At 28.3% G+C, this 26,799-nt stretch carries 22 protein-coding genes and 1 riboswitch; of the genes, 6 read left to right on the forward strand and 16 right to left on the reverse strand.

Annotation, left to right across the window (positions count from 1 at the left end; all coding sequences use genetic code 11):
* Window positions 1-2: 2 nt before the first annotated feature.
* The 3 genes from thrA to DS884_RS11340 all read right to left on the reverse strand — a co-directional run bounded on the left by thrA (window position 3) and on the right by DS884_RS11340 (window position 6,067).
* Complete coding sequence (thrA, locus tag DS884_RS11330) at window positions 3-3,401, reverse strand: bifunctional aspartate kinase/homoserine dehydrogenase I (protein ID WP_113786927.1); 3,399 nt, start codon at window positions 3,399-3,401, stop codon at window positions 3-5.
* 26 nt (window positions 3,402-3,427) lie between these two features.
* Window positions 3,428-4,720: an O-acetylhomoserine aminocarboxypropyltransferase/cysteine synthase family protein gene (locus DS884_RS11335; protein WP_113786928.1), complete on the reverse strand. Its 1,293-nt coding sequence runs from the start codon at window positions 4,718-4,720 to the stop codon at window positions 3,428-3,430.
* Between the two features lie 125 nt (window positions 4,721-4,845).
* Window positions 4,846-4,983, reverse strand: a riboswitch (SAM riboswitch).
* Window positions 4,984-5,089: 106 nt separating this feature from the next.
* The gene (locus tag DS884_RS11340) at window positions 5,090-6,067 is read right to left on the reverse strand and encodes an endonuclease/exonuclease/phosphatase family protein (RefSeq protein ID WP_093870372.1); all 978 of its coding nucleotides are present in this window, start codon (window positions 6,065-6,067) and stop codon (window positions 5,090-5,092) included.
* An 89-nt stretch (window positions 6,068-6,156) separates the two neighbouring features.
* Between DS884_RS11340 and DS884_RS11345 the strand changes: the two genes are divergently transcribed.
* Window positions 6,157-6,591 (forward strand): hypothetical protein, encoded by a 435-nt coding sequence (locus DS884_RS11345; protein ID WP_093870371.1) that lies wholly within the window; start codon window positions 6,157-6,159, stop codon window positions 6,589-6,591.
* A 98-nt stretch (window positions 6,592-6,689) separates the two neighbouring features.
* On the opposite strand, the gene DS884_RS11350 is transcribed toward DS884_RS11345, so the two are convergent.
* The 4 genes from DS884_RS11350 to DS884_RS11365 form a co-directional block, all read right to left on the reverse strand.
* Window positions 6,690-7,568, reverse strand: a complete 879-nt coding sequence (locus tag DS884_RS11350; protein ID WP_113786836.1) for a hypothetical protein — start codon at window positions 7,566-7,568, stop codon at window positions 6,690-6,692.
* Window positions 7,569-7,681: 113 nt separating this feature from the next.
* Window positions 7,682-8,197: a gamma carbonic anhydrase family protein gene (locus tag DS884_RS11355; RefSeq protein ID WP_093870369.1), complete on the reverse strand. Its 516-nt coding sequence runs from the start codon at window positions 8,195-8,197 to the stop codon at window positions 7,682-7,684.
* Window positions 8,198-8,929, reverse strand: coding sequence for a LytR/AlgR family response regulator transcription factor (locus DS884_RS11360; RefSeq protein WP_113786837.1), 732 nt, complete (start codon window positions 8,927-8,929; stop codon window positions 8,198-8,200).
* A gap of 3 nt (window positions 8,930-8,932) precedes the next feature.
* Window positions 8,933-11,125 (reverse strand): histidine kinase, encoded by a 2,193-nt coding sequence (locus DS884_RS11365; RefSeq protein WP_113786838.1) that lies wholly within the window; start codon window positions 11,123-11,125, stop codon window positions 8,933-8,935.
* Between the two features lie 305 nt (window positions 11,126-11,430).
* On the opposite strand from DS884_RS11365, the gene DS884_RS11370 reads away from it, so the two are divergent.
* Both DS884_RS11370 and DS884_RS11375 read left to right on the forward strand, forming a co-directional pair.
* Window positions 11,431-12,132: an SIMPL domain-containing protein gene (locus DS884_RS11370; RefSeq protein WP_113786839.1), complete on the forward strand. Its 702-nt coding sequence runs from the start codon at window positions 11,431-11,433 to the stop codon at window positions 12,130-12,132.
* A 54-nt stretch (window positions 12,133-12,186) separates the two neighbouring features.
* The gene (locus DS884_RS11375) at window positions 12,187-13,320 is read left to right on the forward strand and encodes a vWA domain-containing protein (RefSeq protein ID WP_113786840.1); all 1,134 of its coding nucleotides are present in this window, start codon (window positions 12,187-12,189) and stop codon (window positions 13,318-13,320) included.
* A 56-nt stretch (window positions 13,321-13,376) separates the two neighbouring features.
* Here the strand turns inward: DS884_RS11375 and DS884_RS11380 are convergent, their stop codons facing one another.
* From DS884_RS11380 to DS884_RS11395, 4 genes are read right to left on the reverse strand one after another with little or no spacing between them, the layout of a single operon-like run.
* Window positions 13,377-14,177, reverse strand: a complete 801-nt coding sequence (locus DS884_RS11380) for a glucosaminidase domain-containing protein (protein ID WP_093870364.1) — start codon at window positions 14,175-14,177, stop codon at window positions 13,377-13,379.
* A 20-nt stretch (window positions 14,178-14,197) separates the two neighbouring features.
* The gene (locus tag DS884_RS11385; RefSeq protein ID WP_113786841.1) at window positions 14,198-15,130 is read right to left on the reverse strand and encodes a 1-aminocyclopropane-1-carboxylate deaminase/D-cysteine desulfhydrase; all 933 of its coding nucleotides are present in this window, start codon (window positions 15,128-15,130) and stop codon (window positions 14,198-14,200) included.
* Between the two features lie 3 nt (window positions 15,131-15,133).
* Entirely contained in the window at window positions 15,134-15,652 is a 519-nt protein-coding gene (locus tag DS884_RS11390; protein ID WP_113786842.1) for a hypothetical protein, read from the reverse strand.
* Between the two features lie 11 nt (window positions 15,653-15,663).
* Window positions 15,664-17,583 (reverse strand): ABC-F family ATP-binding cassette domain-containing protein, encoded by a 1,920-nt coding sequence (locus tag DS884_RS11395; RefSeq protein ID WP_113786843.1) that lies wholly within the window; start codon window positions 17,581-17,583, stop codon window positions 15,664-15,666.
* Window positions 17,584-17,705: 122 nt separating this feature from the next.
* Here DS884_RS11395 and DS884_RS11400 point away from each other — a divergent pair, with 122 nt between their 5' ends.
* The 3 genes from DS884_RS11400 to DS884_RS11410 all read left to right on the forward strand — a co-directional run bounded on the left by DS884_RS11400 (window position 17,706) and on the right by DS884_RS11410 (window position 20,821).
* Complete coding sequence (locus DS884_RS11400; RefSeq protein WP_093870360.1) at window positions 17,706-18,080, forward strand: DUF983 domain-containing protein; 375 nt, start codon at window positions 17,706-17,708, stop codon at window positions 18,078-18,080.
* A 111-nt stretch (window positions 18,081-18,191) separates the two neighbouring features.
* Window positions 18,192-20,195: a sensor histidine kinase gene (locus tag DS884_RS11405; protein WP_113786844.1), complete on the forward strand. Its 2,004-nt coding sequence runs from the start codon at window positions 18,192-18,194 to the stop codon at window positions 20,193-20,195.
* Window positions 20,192-20,821: a response regulator transcription factor gene (locus tag DS884_RS11410; protein ID WP_093870358.1), complete on the forward strand. Its 630-nt coding sequence runs from the start codon at window positions 20,192-20,194 to the stop codon at window positions 20,819-20,821. Before DS884_RS11405 ends, DS884_RS11410 begins: the two co-directional genes overlap by 4 nt.
* A gap of 198 nt (window positions 20,822-21,019) precedes the next feature.
* Here the strand turns inward: DS884_RS11410 and DS884_RS11415 are convergent, their stop codons facing one another.
* The 5 genes from DS884_RS11415 to gldK form a co-directional block, all read right to left on the reverse strand.
* Window positions 21,020-22,066 carry an NAD(P)/FAD-dependent oxidoreductase gene (locus DS884_RS11415; protein ID WP_113786845.1) on the reverse strand — a complete coding sequence of 349 codons (1,047 nt, stop codon included), beginning with the start codon at window positions 22,064-22,066 and terminating at the stop codon, window positions 21,020-21,022.
* A 91-nt stretch (window positions 22,067-22,157) separates the two neighbouring features.
* The gene (gldN, locus tag DS884_RS11420; RefSeq protein WP_093870356.1) at window positions 22,158-23,021 is read right to left on the reverse strand and encodes a gliding motility protein GldN; all 864 of its coding nucleotides are present in this window, start codon (window positions 23,019-23,021) and stop codon (window positions 22,158-22,160) included.
* Window positions 23,022-23,040: 19 nt separating this feature from the next.
* Complete coding sequence (gldM, locus tag DS884_RS11425; protein ID WP_093870355.1) at window positions 23,041-24,573, reverse strand: gliding motility protein GldM; 1,533 nt, start codon at window positions 24,571-24,573, stop codon at window positions 23,041-23,043.
* 49 nt (window positions 24,574-24,622) lie between these two features.
* The gene (gene gldL / locus DS884_RS11430) at window positions 24,623-25,267 is read right to left on the reverse strand and encodes a gliding motility protein GldL (RefSeq protein ID WP_093870354.1); all 645 of its coding nucleotides are present in this window, start codon (window positions 25,265-25,267) and stop codon (window positions 24,623-24,625) included.
* A gap of 60 nt (window positions 25,268-25,327) precedes the next feature.
* Window positions 25,328-26,701, reverse strand: a complete 1,374-nt coding sequence (gene gldK, locus DS884_RS11435; RefSeq protein ID WP_093870353.1) for a gliding motility lipoprotein GldK — start codon at window positions 26,699-26,701, stop codon at window positions 25,328-25,330.
* Window positions 26,702-26,799 lie beyond the last annotated feature (98 nt).

A 26,799-nucleotide genomic window follows, 5' to 3' on the forward strand; every position in this document is an offset into this window, starting at 1 on the left:
GCCTAGTTATTGCTTTTTGTCAATCGTAGAATATCTCCAAATACTCCTCTTGCAGTTACTTTTGCACCAGCACCTGCTCCTTGAATTACAATAGGTTGTTCTCCATAAGATTCAGTGTAAATTTCAAAAATAGCATCAGATCCTTTTAAACTTCCTAAAGGTGAACTAACAGGTACAGAAACTAATTTTACATCTAACTTTCCTTTTGTTTGTGATAAATCTCCATATAAATCACCTATGTATCTTAACACATGATTTTTTTCTTGTTCCTCTTTTAATTTTTGAAAAATAGGGTTTAATTTTTCTAAGCTTGACAAAAACTCTTCAGATGATATTTTTCTGAATTCTTTAGGAATTAAATTCTCTATTATAATATCATCAAATTCATTTTCTAAATCTAATTCCCTAGCTAAGATTAATAATTTTCTTGCCACATCATTTCCACATAAATCCTCTCTTGGATCTGGCTCGGTAAATCCACTATCTATAGCTTCTTGTAACACCTCTGAAAACTCTACCTTTTCAGATGAAAACTTATTAAACAAATAACTTAATGAACCCGAAAAAACACCTCTAATTCTTGTTATATTCTCTCCAGAATCATGCAGTAACTTTATGGTATCAATTAAAGGTAATCCTGCTCCTACATTCGTTTCATATAAATAACTTTTCTTATTAATATCTAGTGTTTTTCGTAACTCTTTATAAAAATCATATGATACAGTATTTGCTATTTTATTTGACGAAACTAAGTCAAAACCAGCTTCTACTAGTGGAATATAATTATCTATAAAACCTTTACTAGCTGTATTATCTACTGCTATTAAGTTTTCTAAATGATGTTTCTTAGCATAAGCTATTACAGCATCTACAGTTTGTAAATTGTTCTCACTATTTTCTAACTCTTTTTCCCAATTTTTGGTAACTCCAGCTTTTGTTAATACTACTTTTTTGGAGTTTGCTATAGCAAAAACATTTAATTGAACTTTACGTCTATCTAAAATAGCTTTAGCACTCTCTAAAATTTGATCTATTAACGTTCCTCCAACCAATCCTTTTCCAAATACTGCTATATTTATCTTTTTTGCAACTCCAAAAACTTGTCCATGAATTACATTAACTGCTTTATGTAATTCTTCTTTTTTAACTACTAGACTAACATTTTTACCCGTAATTGTATTATTAAATAATAAAGGAACAATTTGATTTTTAATCAAGGCATTATAAGGGTGATGAAATTCACTCAAATCTTGCCCTATTATTGAAATTACTGAAACATTATCAATAATAGATATTTGATTTACATCTTTAGATAATAAATCACTTTCAAATTCTTGCTCTAATACTTTAACTGCCTCTTCTGATTTATCCTTATCAACTACTAATCCAATGCCTCTTTCAGAAGATCCTTGCGAAATAATACTAACACTTATATCCTGGCTACTTAATGCTTTAAAAATACGAGCATCAACACCTACCTTACCCAATAAACCTCTTCCTTCAAAGTTTAGTAACGCTACTTTATCTAATACAGATAATGATTTAATACCCTTAGAACTTGATTTAGCTGTAATCAAAGTACCTTTATCTTCAGGGTTAAATGTATTTAAAATACGTAGATTTATATTTTTCTCTAACAATGGAATAATTGTTTTTGCATGTAAAATGTTTGCCCCAAAATTGGCTAATTCATTTGCTTCAGAAAAAGATAACTCTTCTATTTTTTTTGCATCTTCTACTAAATCTGGGTTTGCTGTAAATATTCCATCAACATGAGTATAGTTTTGCAATTCTTCAGCATCTAAATAATTTGCTAAGAGCGAAGCTGTATAATTACTTCCATTTCTACCCAGTGTTGTTGTTTCATTTTTTGTATTAGAAGCTATAAACCCTGTTACTATATTAACCGTAGTTCCATTAAACTCTTTGAAATGTTTTTTTACATTTTCTTTTGAAACATCAAGGACTGTTTGAGCATTACCCAAATTTTTATCAGTCTTTAATAATCCTCTAGCATCAGTAGCTTTAGTGTTAATTCCTTTTTGTTCTAGTAACTCAGCTACTGTTTTTATAGACAATAATTCTCCTTGTGCTAAAACTTCATCCTTTATTTTATCACTAAAATCTCCTAATAAACTTACTCCTTCAAATAGTTTTTCTAACCTAGTAAACTCTTTTGAAAAATCAACTAATGGTGTAATTTGTGACTGCTCATATTTAAATGCTTCTAGTTGTTCTAAATATGTTTCATTTTTTGATGCCTTAACTAATAGCTCTTCTAATGTATCTGTTGCGTTCCCTCTTGCAGAAACTACAACAGCCACCTTTTCTCCTTCATTAATCTTTTGCTCTATAATAGATACTACATTATGTATCCCTTCGTTAGATAATGATTTTCCTCCAAATTTTAAAATTTTCATTTTTTTATTTTTTGAATTTTTATTGAATATTGGTTCAATAATTTTTTCTAATTGATCATGTTCCATCAAAAATGCATCATGTCCATGATCAGAATTTATTTCGTTATAGGTTACATTTGAATTTACTAATGCTAACTCTTTATGTGTTTCTCTATTTTCTTCCGCAGTAAAAAACAAATCAGAATCTACACCAACAATATGAATATCTCCTTCAATCGTTTCTAATACATTACTTCCTTTTTTACCTTTGGTTACATCAATTGTTTTTAACAATTGATTCATCAATTTATAAGAAGCTAACTGATAACGCTCTTGTAATTTTTTTCCATGGTGAAGTAACCAACTTTCTACATTAAAAATTTGTAGTTCTTCATTTTTAGATCGTTGAAAACGTTTTTTAAAAGATTCTGGTGTTCGATAACATAACATTGCATGCATACGAGCATCATGAACAGGGTTACTAGAATTTACTAAAAACTGCTCTTGTATTTGACAATTAGCAATTAACCAGTCTGTTGATTTCCAATCTGTAGCTACAGGTATAAAATGCTCAGTTATTTTAGGGTTTATAACTACCATTTCCCATGCTATCCCACCTCCTAAAGAGCCTCCAATTAAAGCAAAAAGCTTTTCTATTTTTAGTAATTTTAATCCCTCTAAAAATATTTTAGCTATATCACGAGCTACAAAACTTTTATAATCGTCAATTAAAAAATCATCAAATCCGTTTCCTGGTATATTGAAACAAAGTATTGTGTACACATTGGTATCTATTACTCTTTCATTTCCAACTAATTCTTTCCACCATCCCTCTTTACCGGCTACATTGCTGTTTCCTGTTAGCGCATGGTTTATTAAAATCACAGGAGCAGTACCCAGTTTTTTACCAAACAACTGATAACTTAACGGTAAATTAGTAAACTGAGCACCACTATCTGTAATACAACTAAAAATAGTTAGGTGATTTAATTTTTCTTTAATACTCATGATTTCTTTTAACTTCTTTTTTAAACCAAAACTTCTTGAGGAATTTTAGTAAAAGCTTCTTTTAAATCAGTTTGTAAATCATCAATATTTTCTATCCCTACTGATAAACGAATTAAGTCTTTTGTTACTCCTGCATTTTCTTGAGCTTCTTCACTCAATTGCTGATGAGTAGTACTTGCCGGATGGATAATTAAAGATTTAGTGTCTCCTATGTTTGCTAACAGTGAAAATAACTTTGTAGTATTTGCTACTGTTTTTGCCGCTTCATATCCTCCTTTTAATCCGAAAGTTACAATACCACTTTGTCCTTTAGGTAAATATAAATCTGATAATGATTTATATTTACTAGTTGCTAAACCAGGATAGTTTACCCATGATACTTCTTCTTGATTTTCCAACCATTTAGCTAACTCTAGAGCATTTTCGCTATGCTTTTGAATACGAACTTCTAATGTTTCCAATCCTTGAATTATTTGAAAAGCATTTGTTGGACTTAATGCTCCTCCAAAATCTCGTAATCCTTCTAAAATTAATTTAAATGTATAAGATGCTGCTCCTAATGCTTCATGATATACCAATCCATGGTAACCAGCTGAAGGCTCAGTAAACTCAGGAAATTTTCCATTTGCCCAGTTAAAAGTTCCAGCATCAATAATTGCACCTCCTAAAGAGTTTCCTTGACCTCCAATATATTTTGTAAGTGAATGAATTACAATATTTGCTCCATGTTCTATTGGATTTAATAATGCAGGTGTTGCTACCGTATTGTCAACAATAAAAGGGACTTCTGCTTTTTTTGCATATACAGAAATTCCTCTTAAGTCTAATACGTCTAATTTTGGATTTCCCAATGATTCAACAAAAAATGCTCTTGTATTTTCTTGTACAGCTTTTTCAAAATTTTCAGGATTTGAAGCATCAACAAATGTAGTTGTAATTCCTAATCTTGGTAATGTAACGCTTAATAAATTATAGGTTCCTCCATATAAACTACTTGATGCTACAATATGATCACCTGCTTTTAACAAAGTTAATAACCCTGTTGAAATTGCTGCAGTTCCTGAAGCAAAAACAACAGCTCCTGTACCGCCTTCAATAGCTGCTAAACGATCTTGTAAAATTTGATTTGTTGGATTATTTAAACGTGTATAAATAAATCCTAATTCTTTTAATGAAAATAGATTTGCTGCATGATCAGAATCATTAAAAACATATGATGTTGTTTGATAAATAGGAACAGCTCTTGTTCCACCTGTTTGTTTAACATCATGTCCTGCGTGCAACGCATTAGTTGCAAATTTTTGTGTACTCATTTTTCTTGTTTTTTGAGTTAATAAAAAAATTAAAACAAAAGCCAAAACACATCTTTAAAAGATGTTGCTTACTAGAAAAATGTTATTAAGAATTAAGATGTTTCTTGAATTTAGAAACTTCTCTTGGGTTATCTATCCATTTATTATTACTTCTAAATTTGAAATGAAGTAATGTTTTGGTAGAATTTAGCACCTTCTTTGCATTGCGCAAAGGGTTGCTAAGGTTTCACAGGGTCTAATCCCTCCACCTTTCTTGATAACATCGTCAATAAGTGTTTGAACTTTTACGAGTACAAATATTTTAAAATTAATTTTTAATATCCTAACATTATTTTACTTTTTTTAAATAAAACAAAATAAAACCTGCTTTTATCTCAGTTTAAAACTCATCTCAACAGGCAGATGATCAGACGATTGACCAAATTCTTTCAATACTTTTCCTTTTATATATTCTATCGTGTTTTTTGTGTAAAAAATGTAGTCTAATCGCTCAAAAGGATCTTTTGTATCAAAAGTCATTTCATATTTAGTATCTAAAAAAGCAGCATTACCAATATTTGGAATCTTAAAAACTTGTTTAATTAATGCATTTTTATATTTTGGATCACTATTAAAATCACCTAATAAAATTGTTGGGTTTGTTTTAGAATATTTTTTAAATAATTGTATTACTTTTTGTAATTGATTTCCTCTTGTTTTTTTATCAAAAGCTTCTAAGTGTACATTCATTAATACCACTTCTTTATCTTCAATAACTACTTTAGTTATTTGTAATAATCTATCTAAATAAAAAGCATCTCTATAAAAAGGGTTATCAGAAACCCTTTCTAAAACAACTCTTTTATATTCTTTTAATGGATACTTGCTTAGTATAGATTGTCCAGAAACTACTTTTCCAAAATGCATGCTTGGTGGCCAATACGGAAAAGGTAAATAGCGTTCATCCCAATTAACACCTCTAGCTACGTAATTATATCCTAATTTTGCTATTTCTTCTTCTTGATTAACTTCATATGAACGTGAAGCATTGTAATCTATTTCTTGAAATGCTATAATATCTGGATTCACATTTTTTATTTCCTTAATAACTTTCTTCAAATTAGTATCAAATAGTTCTTTTGATTTAGCTACTGCTCTATTATTTGTCATTCCGCTTAAATATCCAATATTATAAGTTACAATACTATATATAGAATCATTATCTTTTATTGTAGAGTACTCGTTTTGAAGCAATTCAGCATAACTAGATTTCTCTTTTGTTGAAGAAGATGCCCAATAAAAGAAAATTATAAAGATTACAGTTAATAGTAATACAAGCTTCAAAAGAAAGGATAAAAAGCGTTTCATAAAGATGTTAAAGAGTGTTAATATTTCTACCAAATTTAAACCTTTTTATGATTGATTAGTCATAGATGTGTAATTAAAATTTAAATAAAATGAAAAAAATAATAGGGTTTTTAGTTTTTGTAATAAGCATCTCCACTTCTGTAAATGCACAAAAAGAAAAGAAAGAAAGAATGACAGTTGAACAACAAACTGAATTAGCTGTTAAAAAAATGGCTTTAAAGTTAGATTTGACGGATTCTCAACAACGTAGAGTAAAACCTTTACTTGCTGAGCAAATTAATGAAAAGAAGGAATTACGTTCTAAAAGAAAGGCTATGAAAGAAAGTGGTAAAAAACCTTCTGCTGATGAACGTTATGCAGTTGCTAATAGTAGACTTAACAAGTTAATTGCTTTTAAAACAGAAATGAAAAGTATTTTAAACGAAAAGCAATATGAAAGATTTGAAAAAATGACCGCTAAGAAAATGCATAAAAGAAAGAAGAAAGCTAAGAAAAAAATGCACAAAAGAAGTAATAGACATTAATTAGTAGTAGTAGTAGTAGTAGTAGTAGTAGATAGGTTTGATTAACCTGTGATTAGTTTTTAAAGCTCGGTTATAAAACCGAGCTTTATTTTATTAAATTATTTTTTTCCTAGTTCTATTGAAATTGGTTTTCCTGTTTGATTATTAAGTTCTAAGTCAATCACCCAAAACTCTTCAACTAACATATCAGTATTTTCATATGTTACTATAAACTCAAAAGAACCTGAAATTTTTAATTTTGTTAGCTTTCCTTTTGTTTCTTTCTCAAAAGATTGTTGCGTCCAGTTTACAAAGTTATTCCCAACTTTATTACTATATGAATCTATTTTCAATAATTCAAATTCATTTATAATAGTACTTGGAGTATCTGGATTTATTTTTGTTTCTATATTTATATAGGTATTATTATAAGGAAACCTTACTTTAAAATAGCTTGATACAGTTTTATCTAAATTTTCTTGATAGCTCATTTCTTTAGAGTCTATTAATTTAGAAAAATTAGCAAGTAAATCTTTTACTTCTGACGATTCTCCAATCATATAAGTTGGTAAATTTGAAGTTTTTAAAACTTTCAACTTACTTGTTAACCCGATTAAAATGTTAGTTTCAATTTGAAATTTTGCAATTTTTTTAGCTTTACTTGAAACTTGATTAACTTCTAAATAATTTTTAATTTGTTTAGCCTCTTCTTCATTATTAAATAACCACAATAATTCTTCTTCATTTAAACTCTTATCAAGTAATTCATTTATTTTATTTGCTAAAATAGTTGAAGAACAATCATTTCCTTGACAATCTACAGGTAAAGAAATGCCTTCATTTTGTTCATTCAATCCTTGCTCTTGAAGTGTAGTATTAATTCCATCTGGTGATAGAGTATTAATTTCACTCTCACAATTACTTAATGCTAATGGCATGCTTAAAAAAAGTATTCCTTTGCAAATATTTACAACTAATTTTTCTGTCTTTTTTTTCATTTTTATTTTTTTTCGGCAAAACTACAAACAAAAAACACAGAGTAAGTAAGCCAACGACTTACTTTTGGTAAGTCATTGGCTTACTTTTTAAAATATTTTTATAAACTAACTATTTATTCTTTAAACCATCCAGAATACTTTACGTAATTATTTGCTATCCTATCTATTTCTCCAGAAATAAGTTCTTCTGAAATATCTTTTACTTTTTTAGCTGGTACCCCTGCATAAATACTTCCACTTTCAACTCTTGTGTTTTTTGTAACAACTGCTCCAGCAGCAATAATTGAATTTGATTCTACTACACAGTCATCCATGATAATACTCCCCATTCCTACCAAAACATTATCATGAATTGTACATCCATGGACTATAGCATTATGACCTATTGATACATTATTACCAATAGTTGTTGGTGATTTTTGATAAGTCGCGTGAATTACTGCTCCGTCTTGTATGTTCACTTTATTTCCCATTTTTATATAGTGTACATCTCCACGAATTACCGCATTAAACCACACACTACATTCTTTACCTATTTGTACATCTCCAACTATAGTAGCATTCTCTGCCACATAACAATCATCAGGTATCTGTGGATATTTTCCGTTTACTGGTTTTATAATTTTCATTTATTTAAAATATGATAATAAGTTTGCTTTTTTTGTTGATGATACTGTTATTTCTTTTCCATTAGAAACAACAATACTCCCTCCTTTACCTTTTTTATATTTTACAATAGCATTTACGTTTACCAAATACGATTTATGTACTCTAGCAAATGTGTATTCTTTTAATATTTCTTCAAAATGTTTTAATGTTTTGCTTACTAATTTTTTTGTGTTTTCAAAATATATTTCTGTATAATTATCATCAGCTTTACAAAAAAGAATATCATTTACATCTATTACTTCAAAACCGTCTAACTGTGGAATTGTAATTTTCCCAGATTTAGTAATTTCTTTAGGAGTCAATATTTCATTTTCAAGTGCTATCTCTTTTTCTTTTATTTCTGTAACATGATTTACTGCCTTTATCAATTCATCTATTGATATAGGCTTTAATAAATAATAAGAAGCTTGATTATTTAATGCATCTATTGCATAATGATCATAGGCAGTTACAAAAATAGTTTCAAAGGTTCTATCTCCAACTTTTTCTAACAAGTCAAAAGCATTTCCATATGGCATTTCAACATCTAAAAACACTAAATCTAACTCATGCTTCTGAATTAGTTCATACCCGTCTTCAATATTGCTTGCTTCTCCTAATAGCTTTACATTTGGACAATACTTTCCTATATAATTTCTAAGTATATCTCTACTTATAGCTTCATCTTCTACAATGATGGCATTTATTTTCATAGCTTAATCTTTTTTTAATATTAATTCGACTTTTGTACCTCTTCCATCAGCAAAATTATCAGTTACATTTACTGATATTTTATCTTGATACATATCATTAAGAATGCCTATTCTATTTTTTATAGTACTCATTCCTTTTGACTTTTGCTTTAGTTGATTTTTTGTTTTCATTTCCATTGACTTTTGTCTACCCACACCATCATCTTCAATGTTTATCATTATGGTATTTTCTGTTTTCTGATTCATAGAAATAATAAGATTCCCTTTTTCTTTCTTATATCGAAGCCCATGCCATATAGCATTTTCAATATAGGGTTGTAAAAGCATTGGCGGGATAGAATACTTATCTAAAGGAATTTTTTCATCAACAGAAATAGTATATTCAAATTTATCTTGGAATCTATTATGTTCTAACTTCACATATAATTGTAAAAGTTCAATTTCTTTTGAAAGTGGTATAAAATCTTCATCAGAATTTTCAAGTACAGAACGCATTAGCACTGAGAATTCAGATAAATATCGATTAGCACTTCGTTCATCATTTACAGCTATAAAACTATTAACAGAATTTAGTGCATTAAAAATAAAATGCGGATTCATTTGCGAACGCATTGATTTCAAAGCAAGTAAATTATTGGCTAATTTTTGCTGTCTTATATTTCTATACATATAATAAACAAGTAAACTAATTAACAACATACCTCCTAATAAAGAATAAATTATTATTTCTTGTCGCTTATTACTTTCTTCAACTAATTGTTGATCTTTATATGCTAAATTTATTTTACTATCAGAAAGTTCTTTATCTTTTTCTAAACTTGCAATTCTATTTTGGTTATCGAATATTCGTTTACTAAATCTTTTTACTTGCTGTATTTCTTGTTCCTTTTTTATATATAAAGTATCTACTAATTTCACATAATCTTGGTAACTTTTTAAAGCTTTTGTGTAATCACCTACAGTTTCGTGTATTTCAGATAACTTCCTTGTTGCATCTTTTTTTATAATTAAGTCTTCACTTTTATCAGCATCATCAATACTTTTTTCTAAAAAAGCTATTGCTTCTTGATAATTTTCTTTTTGAAGATATGCATTTCCAATTTTATAATTTATTTTTTGTGAAGTTATTGAATCTACAAGTGTTTCTTTATCTTCTGTTTCTATATTAATATCTTTTGCCTTTTTTAAACTCTCTTTTCGTAATTGAATTTCATCATCAAACCGACCAGATTTATTATAAAAATCAGCAACTTTTTGTTCTTCTTTTAATGATCGCTTAATATTTTCTTTATTAGCTAACTGCAATGAATTTTGAAATAAAATATCTGCTTTTTTTATTTTACCTTGTTCAGCAAACACTTCAGCTAATTTTGAATTTAAGTCTGTTACTTTAGGAGTTATTAAATTTTTCTTTGCAATTATTAATGCTTGTTTATAGTTATATTCTGCCTTAGTAAATTTTTTTTTCCCTTTAAAAACATCACCTAAACCTTCAAATGCAGTTAATTTCTCATAAGCACTTAACCTTCCTTTTAAACTTTTTAAATAAGATTGTTCGCTTTCAGAATACTGCTTATTCAAAGACTCAACTTTGGCTAGTTCTAATCGAACTTTAGCACTTTCTTTTTCTTTTAAGGATGCTTTATAATTTTCAATAGCTAAATCATATTGTTTCCAATACAAATAAATATCAGCCAACACCTTAAAAGAAGCACTTCTTCTTGACTTAGACTCTACCTCTTTTAATGTTTTTTCTATGAACGATAAACTTTTATCTATATTTTTTTTCTTATAAAATTTAGCTGAATCAAGGTATTCATTGTATGAAGATTCTCTTTTTCTCTTTTTGAGAGATCTAGGATTTTTTAAAACCCTACTAAACACTTTTTTATCTATAGTGCTTTCTACCTCTATCCGAATATCATCATTACCCTGAATAGTATAATACACAGTATTAAAATCGGAATGCCTTACTATTAATTCATCTCCTTTTTTAGCTTTTATTTCATATCTGCCTTTTATTGGAGAATATTTATAAAAAGAACCATTAACCATCACATCAGCGTTAGGTATTGATTTCTTACTTTCTATATCAACTACTTGTACTTTTATAATATAATTTGCACTTTTTAATTGTTGAGAAACTAGTGTATGAGTTACTAAAAAAAAGAGTACTATTTGTATTTTTTTCCACATTTTTATATGATTTCCTTTTTAAAGATATTTAAAATTGTAAAAAATATCTGTCCTATTTATTAGAAAAAAGTTTTACCGAAAACTTACAGTAGTTCTTTTTACTTTTAATATGATGTAAACTTATCATCAAAAAACCAATAAAAAAAATGCTTCTCCTCTTAAAATAGGGTTTTTCCCTGTGATTTTTCCTTGTTAACTAAATTAGTTATCCCGTTTACTCATTAAAAAAGGGCACATACTCATTCTTCTTTTTATTATGAAAAAGTTGGTAGTAGTTTTACACTATCAAAAAACAATAAATCATTATGAAGACTATTTACATTTTACTTCTTCTTTTTATTTCAACTACAAGTATCAGTCAAATAAATACTAATGAAAGACCACATATTAATATTACAGGAAAAGCTGAATTGGAAGTTAGTCCTGATGAAATTCACATTGATATTTGTTTACAAGAACGAGTAGAAAAGGGTAAGAAAATCACTTTAGGAGAACTAGAAAACTCTTTAAAAAGGGAATTACAACTCATTAATATCCCTAGCAAAAATTTATCTATTTCTGACGTTAACTCTATAATTTCAAAAACTGGTTGGTGGACAAAAGAAATACTTTCAATTGGTAAATATACTTTAAAAATAGCTGGGGCTCAAAAATTGAAACAAGCCTTTAAAATTTTCAAGAAATTAAAGATCACTGAAGCTTCTTTAACTAAAGCTACGCATTCAAAACTTGCAGAGTATAGAAAGAAAAATAGAATTAATGCTATTAAAGCAGCCAAAGAAAAAGCTGATTATTTACTTAATGCTATTAATGCTAAAACAGGTAAACCAATTAAAGTAACAGAAATTGAACAAAACCATCAAAATTTTGCACAAATTAACTATGTAGGTAATTCTAATTCATACAATTCTAACATTTCAAAAATTAAAAGCTACAGAAACGAAACTGTTCAATTTGAAAACATAAAACTTGTTTCTACAATCCATGTGATTTTTGAAATTAAATAATAGTAATTCAACTCCAAACTTTTAATCTTTTTATAAACTTAAAAACAAAAAATTATGAGAACTTATGTATTAAAAGTATTTCTATTAATTTATTTATTAACTGGTATAACCAGCTATGCTTCTAATAATCCAATTATTAAAAATGATGATAAAAAACAAACTGTTAAGGTTGCTTTATTATTAGATACTAGTAATAGTATGGATGGCCTTATTAATCAAGCAAAAGCACAACTTTGGGAAATTGTCAATGAACTTTCATATGCAAAATGTAGAGGAAAATCGCCTAATTTAAAGATTGCTTTGTATGAATATGGAAATAGTAGATTATCTGTTAAAGAAGGGTATATCAAACTAGTTTCAAAATTTACAAGTGATCTAGATGAAATTTCTGAACATTTATTTTCATTAACTACTAATGGAGGAAGTGAATATTGTGGTCAAGCAATCCAAACTTCCATAAATGAATTAAAATGGGGAGAAGATAAAGGTGATTTAAAAATGATTTTCATTGCAGGAAACGAACCTTTTACTCAAGGTAAGGTTAACTTTAAAGACGCTATAACAGATGCTAAAGAAAAAGACATTACTATAAATACTATTTTTTGTGGAAATTATAATCAAGGAATTTCTGGAAGCTGGCAACAAGGTGCGCATTTAGGTGGTGGTGATTATATGACTATTAATCAAAATAAAAATATTGTACATATTGTTACACCATACGATAATGACATTATAATTTTAAATAAAAAACTTAATAAGACTTACTTATATTATGGTAATAAAGGAGCTTCAAAGTATGAAAAACAAGCGAAACAAGATACTAATGCAGAGGCTTTAGATGAAGTCGTTGTTGTAAAAAGAGCTGTTACTAAAAGCTCTAAATTATATAACAATGCCTCTTGGGATTTAGTAGATGCTTCAAAAGATAAAAACTTTTCATATAAAAAACTAAAAAAGAAACAATTACCAAGTTACTTACAAAATAAATCTACTCAAGAAATTAAAAGTTATGTAAAAAAACAACATGCTGAGCGTAAAGAAATTCAACTTAAAATTCAAGAATTAAGTAAAAAAAGAAAAAAATTTGTTGCAAAAAAACAAAAGGAAAACAATAAAAAGAATGAATTAGAAAGTGTTATAATAAAAGCTATTAAAAAACAAGCGAAAAAGAAAAACTACTCATGGTAGTGATAATCGGGGGATTATTAAAAAAGCGAAGTATATATTATACTTCGCTTTTTATTTTATTGTAACAATAAATGTTGTCCTATACTAATTGTATTATCTTTTAATCCGTTTACTTCTTTTAGCTGTTTTACACTTACATCAAACTTTCTAGCAATTGAAAATAAAGTATCTCCTTTTTTAACTTTATAATAATTTCCTACAGTTTTAACTGGTGTATATTTATTTTTTTTCTTTGGAAGTTTCATATAATCATATTTTGATAGATTATACTTTTTTATAATACCTATCAATTTTTGAGGATACCTTCTATCCGTTGCATATCCCGCTCTTCTTAAACCATATGCCCATGCTTTATAGTTTGTGTGTTTGTATTTAAATAAACTCGCATATCGCTTTCTTGATGTTAAAAATTTTGAATGATCTTCATAGGATGTTTCTGGATATTTATATTTTCTAAAACATTCTCCTTTTTCATCATCATCATGTGTTACTCTTTTTCCTTTCCAACCTCTATGACACTTTATTCCAAAATGATTATTTGAACGAATTGCAAGAGGACTTCTACCACTCCCTGACTCTAATACTCCTTGAGCAAGTGTTATACTTGCTGGAATATTATATTCATACATTTTTCTTACCGCTATCGGAGCATATTTTTCAATATAAGCTACAGTATGATTAGTAGTTGTTTTTCTTACTTTTTTTACTTGTTCTAGTTGTGGTATATCTGGTACATTTTCTGGTGTTTTTTCTAACACTACTTGCTTTCTATTAGAATTAACTACTCTTTTTTTAGAACCACAACTTGTTAAAACCAATGTACTTATTATAAGTACTAAACTTATTTTTAATTTCATATATACCTTCCTAAAAATCTTTATTTTATTAATGGTTTCTTTTTTTTCTTTAACCTTTCATTTATGCCGGTTATACCTTGTAAGCCTCCTGTATGGATTGCTATTATTTTACTACCCCTCTTAAATTTGTTTTTAGAAATCATATCTAAGAGTCCAAACATCATTTTCCCAGTATAAATAGGATCTAAAAGAATACCTGTAGCATCTTTAAATTGATTAATAAATGTAATTAATTCGTCATTAAACTTTCCATACCCACCAAAATGATACTTACTTTCTATGTTCCAATTATTATTCCTATTTGATAAGTTAATAATTTCATTAATTAAAAAGTCGCCTTTCAAAGCTGGAAACCCAATTATTTTTTGACCGGAATATGCTGAATTAATCAATCCCGAAATGGTACCACCAGTACCTATTGCACAACAAATATAATTGAATTTTTCATCTTCTGAAGTCAAAATTTCCTCACAACCTCGAATAGCTAATTCGTTAGTACCTCCCTCAGGAATTAAATAAAACTCTCCAAACTCATCTTTTAAACTATCAATAAAACTTGCTGCGGTTTTATTCCTATAAACTTCTCGAGAAACAAATTTAAAATGCATTCCATTTTTATGAGCATGCTTCAGAGTTAAATTTGTTTGTAAAACTTCTTTTAAATTAATTGCAAGTTCATCTCCTCGTATAATTCCAATTGAGTTTAAGCCTGCTAATTGAGCAAAAGATGCAGTTGCAGCTATATGATTAGAGTAAGCACCTCCAAAAGTTAGTAACGTTTCTACTTTTAAATTCTTAGCTTCTTTTACATTATACTTTAACTTTCTAAATTTATTACCAGATACAAAAGGATGAATCTCGTCTTCTCTTTTAATAAAAAGTTGGATACCTTTTTCTTCTAAAACAGGTAATAATACTTCTTGATTTCTTGTAACTACTGAATTAGTAAGCATAAATTATTTCCAAAAATCAATATCAAAAACACTTCCTTTTATAATACCTGTATATGTATTACTCCAATAAATATCTCCATTTGCTAACTCAACAAAAACTCTGTAATGCCCTTCAGGATAACTTGAAAAATCAATTTTTAAAGATGATTTATTCAGCCCCTCAAACGATTTGATTGATTTTTGTTTTAGTTCACTTGAACTATATAATTTAGTATTTAAAATAGACGAATAATCTACATTCAAAAACTCTTTGCTTACTATAGCCTTAACTATCCATACATTTTTTATACTAGATGTCGATTTTACACTTAAAAAGGAATTGGTAGGTATTGGATACATTGCCACGGCACTTCTTTTTGTATAAATATTGGGGTTCGCTATTTTCCCTGTAACATTCCCCATAAGGTCTACCAACTCAAGTCCTGTAGTAATTTCAATTGCCTTTGGTTCTTTTTTAATTTCTTCATCTTTAGTACATGAAAAAATAATTAAAAGGAGAAAAAATAAAGAAAATCTTTTCATAGTATTTATTCTTAATTAAATTTTTCGACTTTTTCTTCTACTAGCTCCCATTCTTCCATTAGTGTATCAACTTTAGCTTTTTTTGCTTTATATTTTTCAAAAAAATTAGGCCTTGAAGATACTTCATCATAATTCTCAGCTAACTCTAAATCAATTTTTTCAATTTCACTTTCCAAATCAGCTATTTGATTTTCAATGTTACCTAGTTTATTTTTTAACTTTTTAAGTTCTTTTTCTTCCTCTCTAGATAATTTATACGCTTCTTTTTTAGAAGTATCTTTAGTCTCTTTTACAACCGTTTTCTTTTCTGCTTCACGTAAACTTTCCATTTTATGTTGCTCTAAGAAATAATCAATATCGCCTAAATATTCTTTAATCTCTCTATCTTTAAACCCATAAACTGTTGTTGTTAAGCCTTGTAAAAAATCACGATCATGCGATACTATAATTAATGTTCCATTAAACTCAGCAAGAGCTTTTTTTAATACATTTTTAGAGGCAATATCTAAGTGATTTGTAGGCTCATCCATTATTAACACATTAAAAGGTGATAATAATAATTTACATAAAGCCAAACGATTCCTTTCTCCTCCAGATAGTACTTTTGCTTTCTTATCTGCAGCATCACCTCCAAATAAAAACGACCCTAGCATATCCCTTACTCGCATTCTATTAGAATCAGTTGCAGCATCTTCCATTATTTCCAAAACTGTTTTTTCTGGTGGTAAATGTTCTGATTGATTTTGAGCAAAATATCCTACTTGAACGTTATGACCTAGTTTTAAATTTCCTTCAAATGGAATTTCACCAACCATCATTTTTGCTAATGTTGATTTTCCTTGCCCATTTTGACCTACAAAAGCTATTTTACTATTACGTTCAATTAATAAGTCAACATTTTCTAAAACGTGCTTATCACCATAACTTTTATATAAATTTTCAGCCTCTACAATTATTTTACCAGGTTCTTTAGATATACTAAAACGAACATTCATTGCTGCATTATCTTCTCCATCAACCTCAATACGCTGAACTTTGTCAAGCTGTTTCATTAACGATTGTGCCATAGATGCCTTACTTGCTTTGGCCTTAAACTTGTCAATTAAATGCTGCTTAGCTTTTATTTCTTTGTCTTGATTTTTCTGAGCTTGTAGTTGTTTTTCTTTTATTTCTGCTCTTAACTCTAAGAATTGAGAATATGGTTTTTTATAATCGTATATCTGACCTAAAGAAATTTCTATAGTTCTATTAGTTACATTATCTAAAAACATTTTATCATGCGATACTAATACAATAGCTCCTTGGTAATTTTTTAAGAAATTTTCTAACCAAATAATTGACTCAATATCAAGGTGATTTGTTGGTTCATCCAGTAACAAGATATCATTATTTTGTAATAATAACTTTGCTAGTTCAATACGCATACGCCATCCCCCAGAAAAAGTATCAGTTAACTTATTAAAATCTTCACGTTGAAAACCTAATCCTTGTAATATTTTTTCTGTATCACCTTGGTAGTTGTAACCTCCTAAGAGTTCATATCTTTCAGTTTTTTCGTTTAAATCAATTATCAATTGATTATAACCTTCACTTTCATAATCAGTTCTTTCTACTAATTGCTGATTTATTTCATCTAATTGAAGTTCAATTTCTTTAATTTCAGTAAAAGCCTGGTATGCTTCTTCTAAAATAGTTCTTCCCCTAACAAAGTCGATATCTTGACGTAAAAAACCTATACGTACCTCCTTATCAAAGGCCATAGTACCTCCACTGCTTTCTATATCTTTTGATAATACTTTTAATAAAGTAGATTTTCCTGCTCCATTTTTTCCTATCAACCCTATTCTATCTCCTTTATTTAATTTAAAAGTGATTCCAGAAAATAAATCAGTTCCCATAAAAGAAACTGTTAAATTATGTACGTTTAACATATATATTTTAACTTATTACAGTAACTTTGTAACTCTTGTTACTTAATGTTTTTTTGTTTTTGTTGAAATTTGTACAAACTTACAAAAACGAAATAGTTATTTAAGCTTATACCCCTAAGATTATGTTTGGAAAAGGCAGTAAATTATATAGTATATTCAAAAGTAAATGCCCTCAATGCCATGAAGGTGATTTTTTTAAATACAGAATTTCAATAAATCCTAAAAAGATTACAAAATTACATGATAATTGCCCTAATTGTAATTTAAAATACATGATGGAACCCTCTTTTTTCTTTGGGGCAATGTATATTAACTATGGTATCGCAGTAGCTTTATTTGTAGCTATTTTTATTATTGCTAAACTATTTTTTGGTCTCTCAATTTTACAAAGTTTTATTGCCATAATTATAGTATCTTTTTTACTTACACCTTTTAGTTTACGTTTATCAAGAATTATTTGGATAAACTTATTTGTTAAGTATAACAAGATAAAATAGTATCATAAAAGAGACTTTTTACTATTTACAATTATTCATTTTTTTACTATATTTGGGTATAGGGTCCCTCGCTTTTGATTTAATTGTATTTTTTAAATTAAAAATCCCCATTTGAAACAATATCTTTATTTTATACCTATTTTAATTATCTATTCTTTTTTTTATCAAAAAAAGAGATCAGATAAGAAAATCAATTCTTTTAAAACTGCTCAAGTTCAACTAAGAAATTTCGATAGTTTAATTAAACTATCGAAATCAAAAAAAGAATTTGATTTAATGGTTGATTACTCTGAAAAATATATTGAGTTAGCTATAAAAAGTAAAGAATATAAAAAAGCTATTAGCCGTGGTATCAAAGTAATTTATTATATAAACACTCATTTCGGGCAAAGAGAACGTGCTTTTAAACTACTAAATAAAATTGAAAAATTTAAAAATAAAATTGATGATAGCTTTTTAATTGGTGCCATTTATTTAAAAAAAGGTGGACTATATTTTAATGGGAAAAATTATACAAAAGCCATTGATAATTATACGATAGCTATTAATACATTTACTGATAAAGATTCTATTCATTCTGCTGATGCATATTTTTTCAGAGGTCAAGCTTATTACAACGGCCATAATTTCCTAAGCGCTCTTTCAAGTTATGAAAAAGCATTAGATTATTATACCTCCTTAAATGATGTTCATTATGCTTTTTACACAAAATCAGCAATGATTAATATACATGGAGCAAATGGATTTATTGATAAAGCTATACAAGAACGATTAAAACTTATAAATGAAAAAATTGAAACAGATTTCACTTTAGGTTTATCTAATGACTATCAAAATTTAGCTGCCGAATACAAAAAAAACAAGCAATACAAAAAACAAAAATTTTATCTTACAAAGGCTGTTGAAAAAGCAAAAAAAGAGAACGATGAGTTTAAAAACTTATCTTACATTTATTGTGATTTAGCTCAATATTATTTAGACAACAACAAAAATAACAAGGCTAAAACATATTATGAGTTGGCTACCAAACTAATAAAAACTTCAGATAATGATAACTATCATTATTATAAAAAATTAAGAAGCTACTACTTATATAAGAATAACAACTTAAAACAAGCACTTGTTGTTGCCAAACAAGTACTATTTGATGCAAAGAAACAACATCACACACAAGATGTTATCGATGCTGAAAAACTTTTATATAAAATATTTAAAGCACAAAGTAATTTTGGAGAGGCTCTGAAACATTATGATTCTTATAATTACATCAAAGATTCTATTTTCAACATAGAGAAACTAAATATTCTTTACTATTACCAAACGTTGCATGAAAAAAAGATAAATGACCAAAAAATACAACAACAAAAAAGTGATATTTTAATTCTTAAAAAAGAAAAAAAGAATAAGTATATATTACTTATTAGTCTTCTTGTTCTTAGCTTATCAATAATCACCTTAATTTATTTCTTTTTAAATAGTAGATACTTAAAAAGAAAACAACGATTACAAAGACTATATTCTCAAAATTTATTATCTTATATAGATAATGAAAGAAAAAGAGTTTCCAAAGATTTACATGATAGTCTCGGTCAAAAACTACTACTAGTAAAAAATCAAGTTTTAATTAATAGTGATAAAAAAGGTTGTGAATTAGTTAATGAAGCTATCAATGAAATACGTATAATTTCTAAAAATCTTCAACCTAATCAAATAAAGCAAATTGGAATTACGAAATCTATTGAAGACTTGATCTATGAATTAGATTCTCATTATTCAACTATTTTGGTTTTTGGAGATATTGATAATATTGATCATCTATTAACTCCTAAACAGGAATTAAATTTATATAGAATAATTCAAGAATGCCTAAACAACATTATTAAACATTCAAAAGCTGATTCTGCTCAAGTTATGATTAATGAAACTCGTAAAAGAATATTTTTATCAGTAAAAGATAATGGCGTTGGTTTTAACTATTTTGAAAAATATCAAAAACCCAATAGTATTGGATTAAAAAACTTAAAGAATAGAGTGATTTTTTTAAAAGGGTTAATTAGAGTCAAGTCTATATTAAATAAAGGTACAACCATTGAAATTTCATTTCCTAAAATATGAAACCAACCATTTACATAGCTGATGATCACCCTATATTGATTAAAGGGTTGAAAGATTTATTAATTGAAAAAGAGTATAATATCATAGGTACAGGAAATGATGGGAAATCTGCACTTAATTTTATACTAAAAAACCAACCCTCTATAGCCATTTTAGATGTTGAAATGCCTAAGTTAACAGGTATAGAAGTAGCTAAAGAATGTTTAAAAAATAATGTAAGTTCTAAAATTATACTTATTACACTTCACAAAGAAGTTCAATTATATTTACAAGCAAAGAAATATAATATCTATGGATATATATTAAAAGAATTTGCACTTGAAGAAATTGAATTATGTATAAACTCTGTTTTAAATAATACTCCTTTTTTTAGTCAAAAAATTAAAGATCTTTTAAATTTTACTGAAGATGACAATAGTGTATTAAAAGATTTCACGTTGGCAGAGAGACGAATATTAAAATTAATTTCGCAACATAAAACAAATAAGGAAATTGGTCATTTACTTTTTTTATCACCTAGAACTATTGAAAAATATAGAAGCAAAATTATTTTGAAGCTAGATTTAAGCCCTAAAACAGGGGCCTTACTTAACTGGACTCAAAAAAACAAGCACTTATTTACTTAAGCAAAAATGTTTTTGGGTATTAATACCCATCTCCGTATCAATAAAATTCGTTTATTTTGTTTAACAGAAAAGACCAAACACTGTAAGAATGTAATCTAATAAGGGAATTTATTCTTTTCTGGGGGGATTTGAATAATTTTACATCTTACTTAATACTACTTGTACAAAGCGATCTAGTTTTCATTAACTAGATCGTTTTTAATTAAACCTATTAATATCTACTTCTTTTTCTAATAACTCACCTTTTTCTAAATGCTTAAACAGCATGCTTGCCATTGTTGGACCTATCATAACACCTCGTGTTCCTAAGCCATTTAAAACAGCTAAATTTGAATGCTTTGGGTGTTTACCTAATAGAGGTCTTCTATCTTTAACTGTTGGTCTTATTCCAGCTGTATGATTAGTTACTTTATAGGGAACAGAAATTACATTTTTTAACTTCGCTTCAAGTTCTTCTCTACCCTCCTTAGTTGGAGTAGTTGTAGAATCTGTCCAATTAAATGTTGCACCAACTCTATAATAATCATTACCTAGTGGCATAACAAATACATTTGATTTTAATAAAAAGTCAATCTTTAATTCTGGTGAATGAATTGTAAGTATTTCTCCTTTTGACTCCTTTAAAGGTAAATCATTAAAAAAAGGATTCTTTGTTATTCCAAAACCTTCACAGAAAACAATTTTGGTAGATTTGATGTCTTTATATCTAAGAAATTCATCCTCTATAATTAACTCATCATAAATAAATTTTTCCTCATTTATAGCACCATGTTTACGTAGATACTCTGTATAATTTAAAATAAGTTTATGGGTATCTATTCTCCCAGTTCCTTTTAATTCACCGAAACCAAAATTACCAATAACTCCTTCTATTTTACCTTTCAAAATATCAGGTTGCATATAATTAGATAAAAATGGTTTATCTAATGCTACAAACCAATTATTTTCATCAGCAATTGAATTAAATACTTTCCTTGTTTTAAATTTAGAATCTATTTTAATATCTAATTTATTTTCTAATTCATCATATTTAGGTAGGGCAAACTCAAGTTGATCATGACCATTCCAAACTGGTGTAAATCTTTTTAAAATAACAGGGTTATAAACCCCACCAGCTACTTTTGAAGATGTTTGAGAACAATCTTCATAAACTACAAAACTATAGTTATTTTTAGCTAATTCTTCAGCAAATGAAATTCCTGCTAAACCTAAACCAACTATAATATAATCAACCTCTTTAATCATAAAGCAAAGGTAATAATAAAGAATATTCAAATAAATAAAAAAGCGTTTGCATATACTGCAAACGCTTTTCTTAATTTATCTATTAGAAATATTAATAATTCCACATATCCATTTCTCTATCACGTATTCCTTCTTTTATTCTATTAGCCTCTAAAAGTTGAAATAATGAGTTTCCACGAACATAATCTTTAATCTCTCTATCGCCATATAAGTTTTCTTCCTTTACAATTGTAGCAGTAAACCTACGAGCGTTTAATAAGTTATCATATGATATTGGAGTAGCAGAGTTTAAAGGATTAAATACTTTTGATTTATGTAGTGTTTCTCTAGCATCAGGATAAAAAATCCAAAAAAGTTCATAAATATTATCCTTATCATCAATTTCATCACGTCCTAGAACTTGAACATCTGGTCCCATTGGAGCAATTCCTAATAAACGATACTTTAACTCTCCTTGTCGCTTATCAAAGTACCAAATACCTTTAACTAAATATCCTTTAACTTGTTCAGATTTGATTGTATATGGATCAATGTTACCATAACCATCGTCTCTTAAATCTTCTGTTTTCTCTTTAATTTCATCCATTCCTATTTTAGACGTAAAATAAGAGTCATCATAAACTTCTTTTATTTCACCATCTCTAATTCCTTTTAATAAAGAATCAAATAAAGAACGTCTTCCATTACCTGTACTTACTGTATCTATTGGATAATAGTAAGGTAAGTTTATTTTTTGATTTAAATCAATGTATTCCCATACCACTTTAGACCACAAAACATCTCTGTCTGTAATATGTCCATAAGGTAAGGGTTTATCATCTTCTGAAGCAATTTGAGCTTCTGATTTAAATCCTATTTCGCTTACCTTTTTAGAATTTAAAAGGTTTGCTTGTGCACTTGCATAACTTGTTACTACAAGTGTTAATGCAACCAAATAAAAACGCTTCCAATTCATACTCTTCTTGTTTTACTTATTAATTAGTAACTTCAATGCTAACATTTAGCACTTTCTTTATTTTATAATTAGATCCAGACACAGATGCTTCAATACCAAAAATGGTAATTACATCGTTTCTTCTTGCTCTTGAAAGAGCTTTTTTAGCTCTAGCATTTAAGCGTGTTCCAGAAACTGCAATTGTTGTTTGACCAGGAACTTTAATTTTAAAGCTAGATACATTTAGTTTTAAATCAAATAAGAAATCAGGTAATCCTGCTCCAACTGTAATATTTCTAACACTAGCTTTTGGCATTCTAACTGTACCATATTGATTTCTAACCATACCTACAGCTGGTGGAATATCCTTAATTCTAAACTTCTTATTAGAACTTACTTTACTTCCGTTAGGTAATGTTCCAGAAACTCTAATTGTAACTTCACCATTTCCTTTTGGTCTCATTACATAACTATTCCCTTTTACTCTTTTTAATCCTGGAGCAGAAGCTACAACTTTGTTACCTGCTACACCTGGAATAGATATAGTTAATGGATTTGACAATCCTTTATAAACTACATTCATTTTATCAGCAGAAATTACAGCTTCATTTGGTTTAGGTATAACAGAATAACCTCCTTTAATTGGAATAATAACTGTTGAATCTCCCTCTTTAAAGTGAAATTCACCTTTAAGTTCTTTATCTCCAACAGAACCAGCAGGTCCGTCTAATATAACTTGACCAGCTTTAATTTTAGCCTCTTCTATATCTTTACCGTTAACTATTACTTTCTCAGCAGTTAAGTTAGGGTCATTTTTACCTAAAATTATTTTACCTGATAATTTTTCACCTGGATAATAAGCGTTTTTCTCAAAAACAACCATGGCTTCATAATTAGTCATAGAAACTGCTTTTGATAACTCACCTTGTAATAAAGCAGATAACGCATCAGACTCAGTTGTTTTAACATCAGATTGAATCTGTGTCATTTTAGTTAAAGAAGCAATTAAAGGAAAACCTTCATAATTATAACTTAACCAAGATTTTTTAACACCTTCTTTATCTTTAACATCGTCAGTTTTAAAACGCTCAGAAACAACTTTTGCTAAGTCTCTTTCTCCTAAAACTTCTAACGCTTTTTCTTTAAACTCCTTAATTTTAGCAACATATTCTTTACCTTTTGCTGAAATTTTTCCATTAGCAAAGAAATATTGATCTAAAAATCCAGATTTATCCATTGATTCATAGGCTTTAGTATCCTCTAAATCACTAGTCATTTTTGTTTTTAACTCATCTATATAGTTAAACAATTCATCAGCCATAACACGTAATTTATCTGTGTCTTCTTTGGCTTTCCCATATTGTTTAGCTTGTTCTGATGCTTTTAAAGCTAAAGCCTCATATGAAGCTTGATTTGATTTAGTCGCCCTAGTATTAGACTCTGACAACTTCTCATTCATTAATCCAAAAGCTGATAAAACTTCTTTACTCATGTTCATTGCTAACATTGCAATAAAAACAAGGTACATCAAGTTTACCATCCTCTGCCTTGGTGACTGTTTTCCTCCTGCCATTCTATTAGTTTTTTTTAATTAATATATATTTTAGTTAATAAAACTAATATTACTTAGACATTGCAGATAACATTCCTCCATATACTCCATTTAATGAAGATAAGTTTGTTGCTAATGATTGCATTTGTTCTTGTAAACGTTGAGAGTTTTCTACCATTGCTGAATTTAAATCAGCTTGTTTGGTTGCGTTTTCAACTTGAACTGAATATGCTCCATTTAATGATTCTAACTTAGCAGCTGCCATAGACATTTGCTCGTTATATTGGTTAGTTGAAGAAACAGTTGCTGATGTAGCAGTTAAACCTTCTGCAGCACCTTGAAAGTTTTTAATACTATCGCCTAAACTTGAAATTAAGGTAGCATCTAACTTTGCTTCTTTTAAAATATTATCTAATTTTTGAGACAACATACTTTGAGCCTCTTCTGGTGATGCTTCATTGTTTTTCCCTAATGAAGAACCTCCTGCTAATTCTGGGTAAACTTTGGTCCAATCTAATTCATCTTCGATAGGTTCAAATGCAGATATTGCAAAAATAATAGCTTCTACTACTAACCCTGCAGTTAACATTACACCTCCTGTTAATGGGCCAATTTTAAAGTGCATGATTTTAAAAAGTGCTCCTAAAATTACTACAGAGGCTCCTAAACCATAGGCCATGTTAAATACTTTCTTACTCGATTTTGATTGTGCCATAATTTTACTTTTTTAAGGGAATTAATTTTAATTTTTATTTATACTTGTTACTTTTTTTTATTACTTACTTTTACTTGTACCTAAATAATCTTGTACAGTTCTAAATCCGATATAACTTCTTGCTGTATCTGCATACTCCCAATCTCTTGAACTTACTTCTAAGAAATATGCTACATCTTTCCACGAACCACCTCTAATTATTTTTCTTCTATTTTCTCTATTTTCTACATTAGGATTCATCGTTGACCCCATATAGTACGACATTTGATTATATGCTGTATTTGTCCATTCAGCAACGTTTCCTGCCATGTTATATAATCCGTATTCATTAGCGTTATAAGAAACAGCTTCAACTGTATATAAAGCTCCATCAGCTGCATAATCTCCACGAACCGGTTTAAAATTCGCTAAGAAACATCCTCTATCACTAGTGGTACTTGGTCCACCCCAAGGATATTTAGCATAATTAAGACCTCCACGAGCAGCATACTCCCATTCAGCTTCAGTTGGTAATCTAAAAGCAGGAACTAAACCTAACTTTTTCTTTGAACGTTGGAAGTTGTTTTTAGTTTGTGTTCTCCAGTGACAAAATGCTTTTGCTTGATTCCAGCTAACTCCAACTACTGGATAGTTTTCATATGCTTTATGTGCAAAATATTCTTGATGCATTGGATCATTGTATGAATAATTAAAATCTTTAATCCAAACTGTAGTATCAGGATAGATATTAATTTCTTCATTTTTCATGAATTCTTTTCTGTCTTTTCCAGATTTAGCTGCTTTTTCATTATCAAACCAATAATATCTGTAGTTTAATAATTTAGTTTTAAAAGTTCTAATACCGTTTAAAGCTTCTTCTTTTTTAATATATAATGAATCCATTACCTCTACGTAGTCAGCATCAGGAAATTCTTGTTGTTCCCAAATAAGATCTTCTTCCCAATTTAAAGGTTTTAAAGAATCTAAACCTTCACCTACTTCATAGTAATTTTCACGCATGTATTTCTCATATGGAGTTTCATTAACGGTATCTTTAGATGCAAAAGCATACAATTGAATACCTGCTGGTTTCTCTCCGTCAGCTCCTTCTTCTCCACTAGATGCAAATTCAGCTTGATACGCTAATTTTGTTCTAGTAACTGAATCTCTTACCCAGTAAACAAATTGCTTATACTCACTATTAGTAATTTCAGACTCATCCATATAAAAAGGCTGTACAGTCACAGTCTTAGTAGGAGCGTTCATAGCGCCTAAAGGATCTTCATCTTGTTTACCCATAGTAAATGAACCTCCTGGTATTTTAGCCATACCATAAGGTTTTTCAGCAAACCATTTTCTTTTTGATTTAACTCCTGTCAATTCTCCTCTGTCTCCGTTAGAACCACAGGCGTAAATGATAGATACTAATAATGCAAATACTGCTAATTTCTTCATACTTTATTCTTTCTTATAAAAAGAGGCGTAAACCTATTATTTTTTTTATTAAAAAACAATTACGAGTTATAAAAATTTATCTTTAAAAAGATAACTCT

Origin of the sequence: Tenacibaculum sp. E3R01 (genome assembly GCF_003318185.1) — a bacterium.
GTDB lineage: Bacteria > Bacteroidota > Bacteroidia > Flavobacteriales > Flavobacteriaceae > Polaribacter > Polaribacter halocynthiae.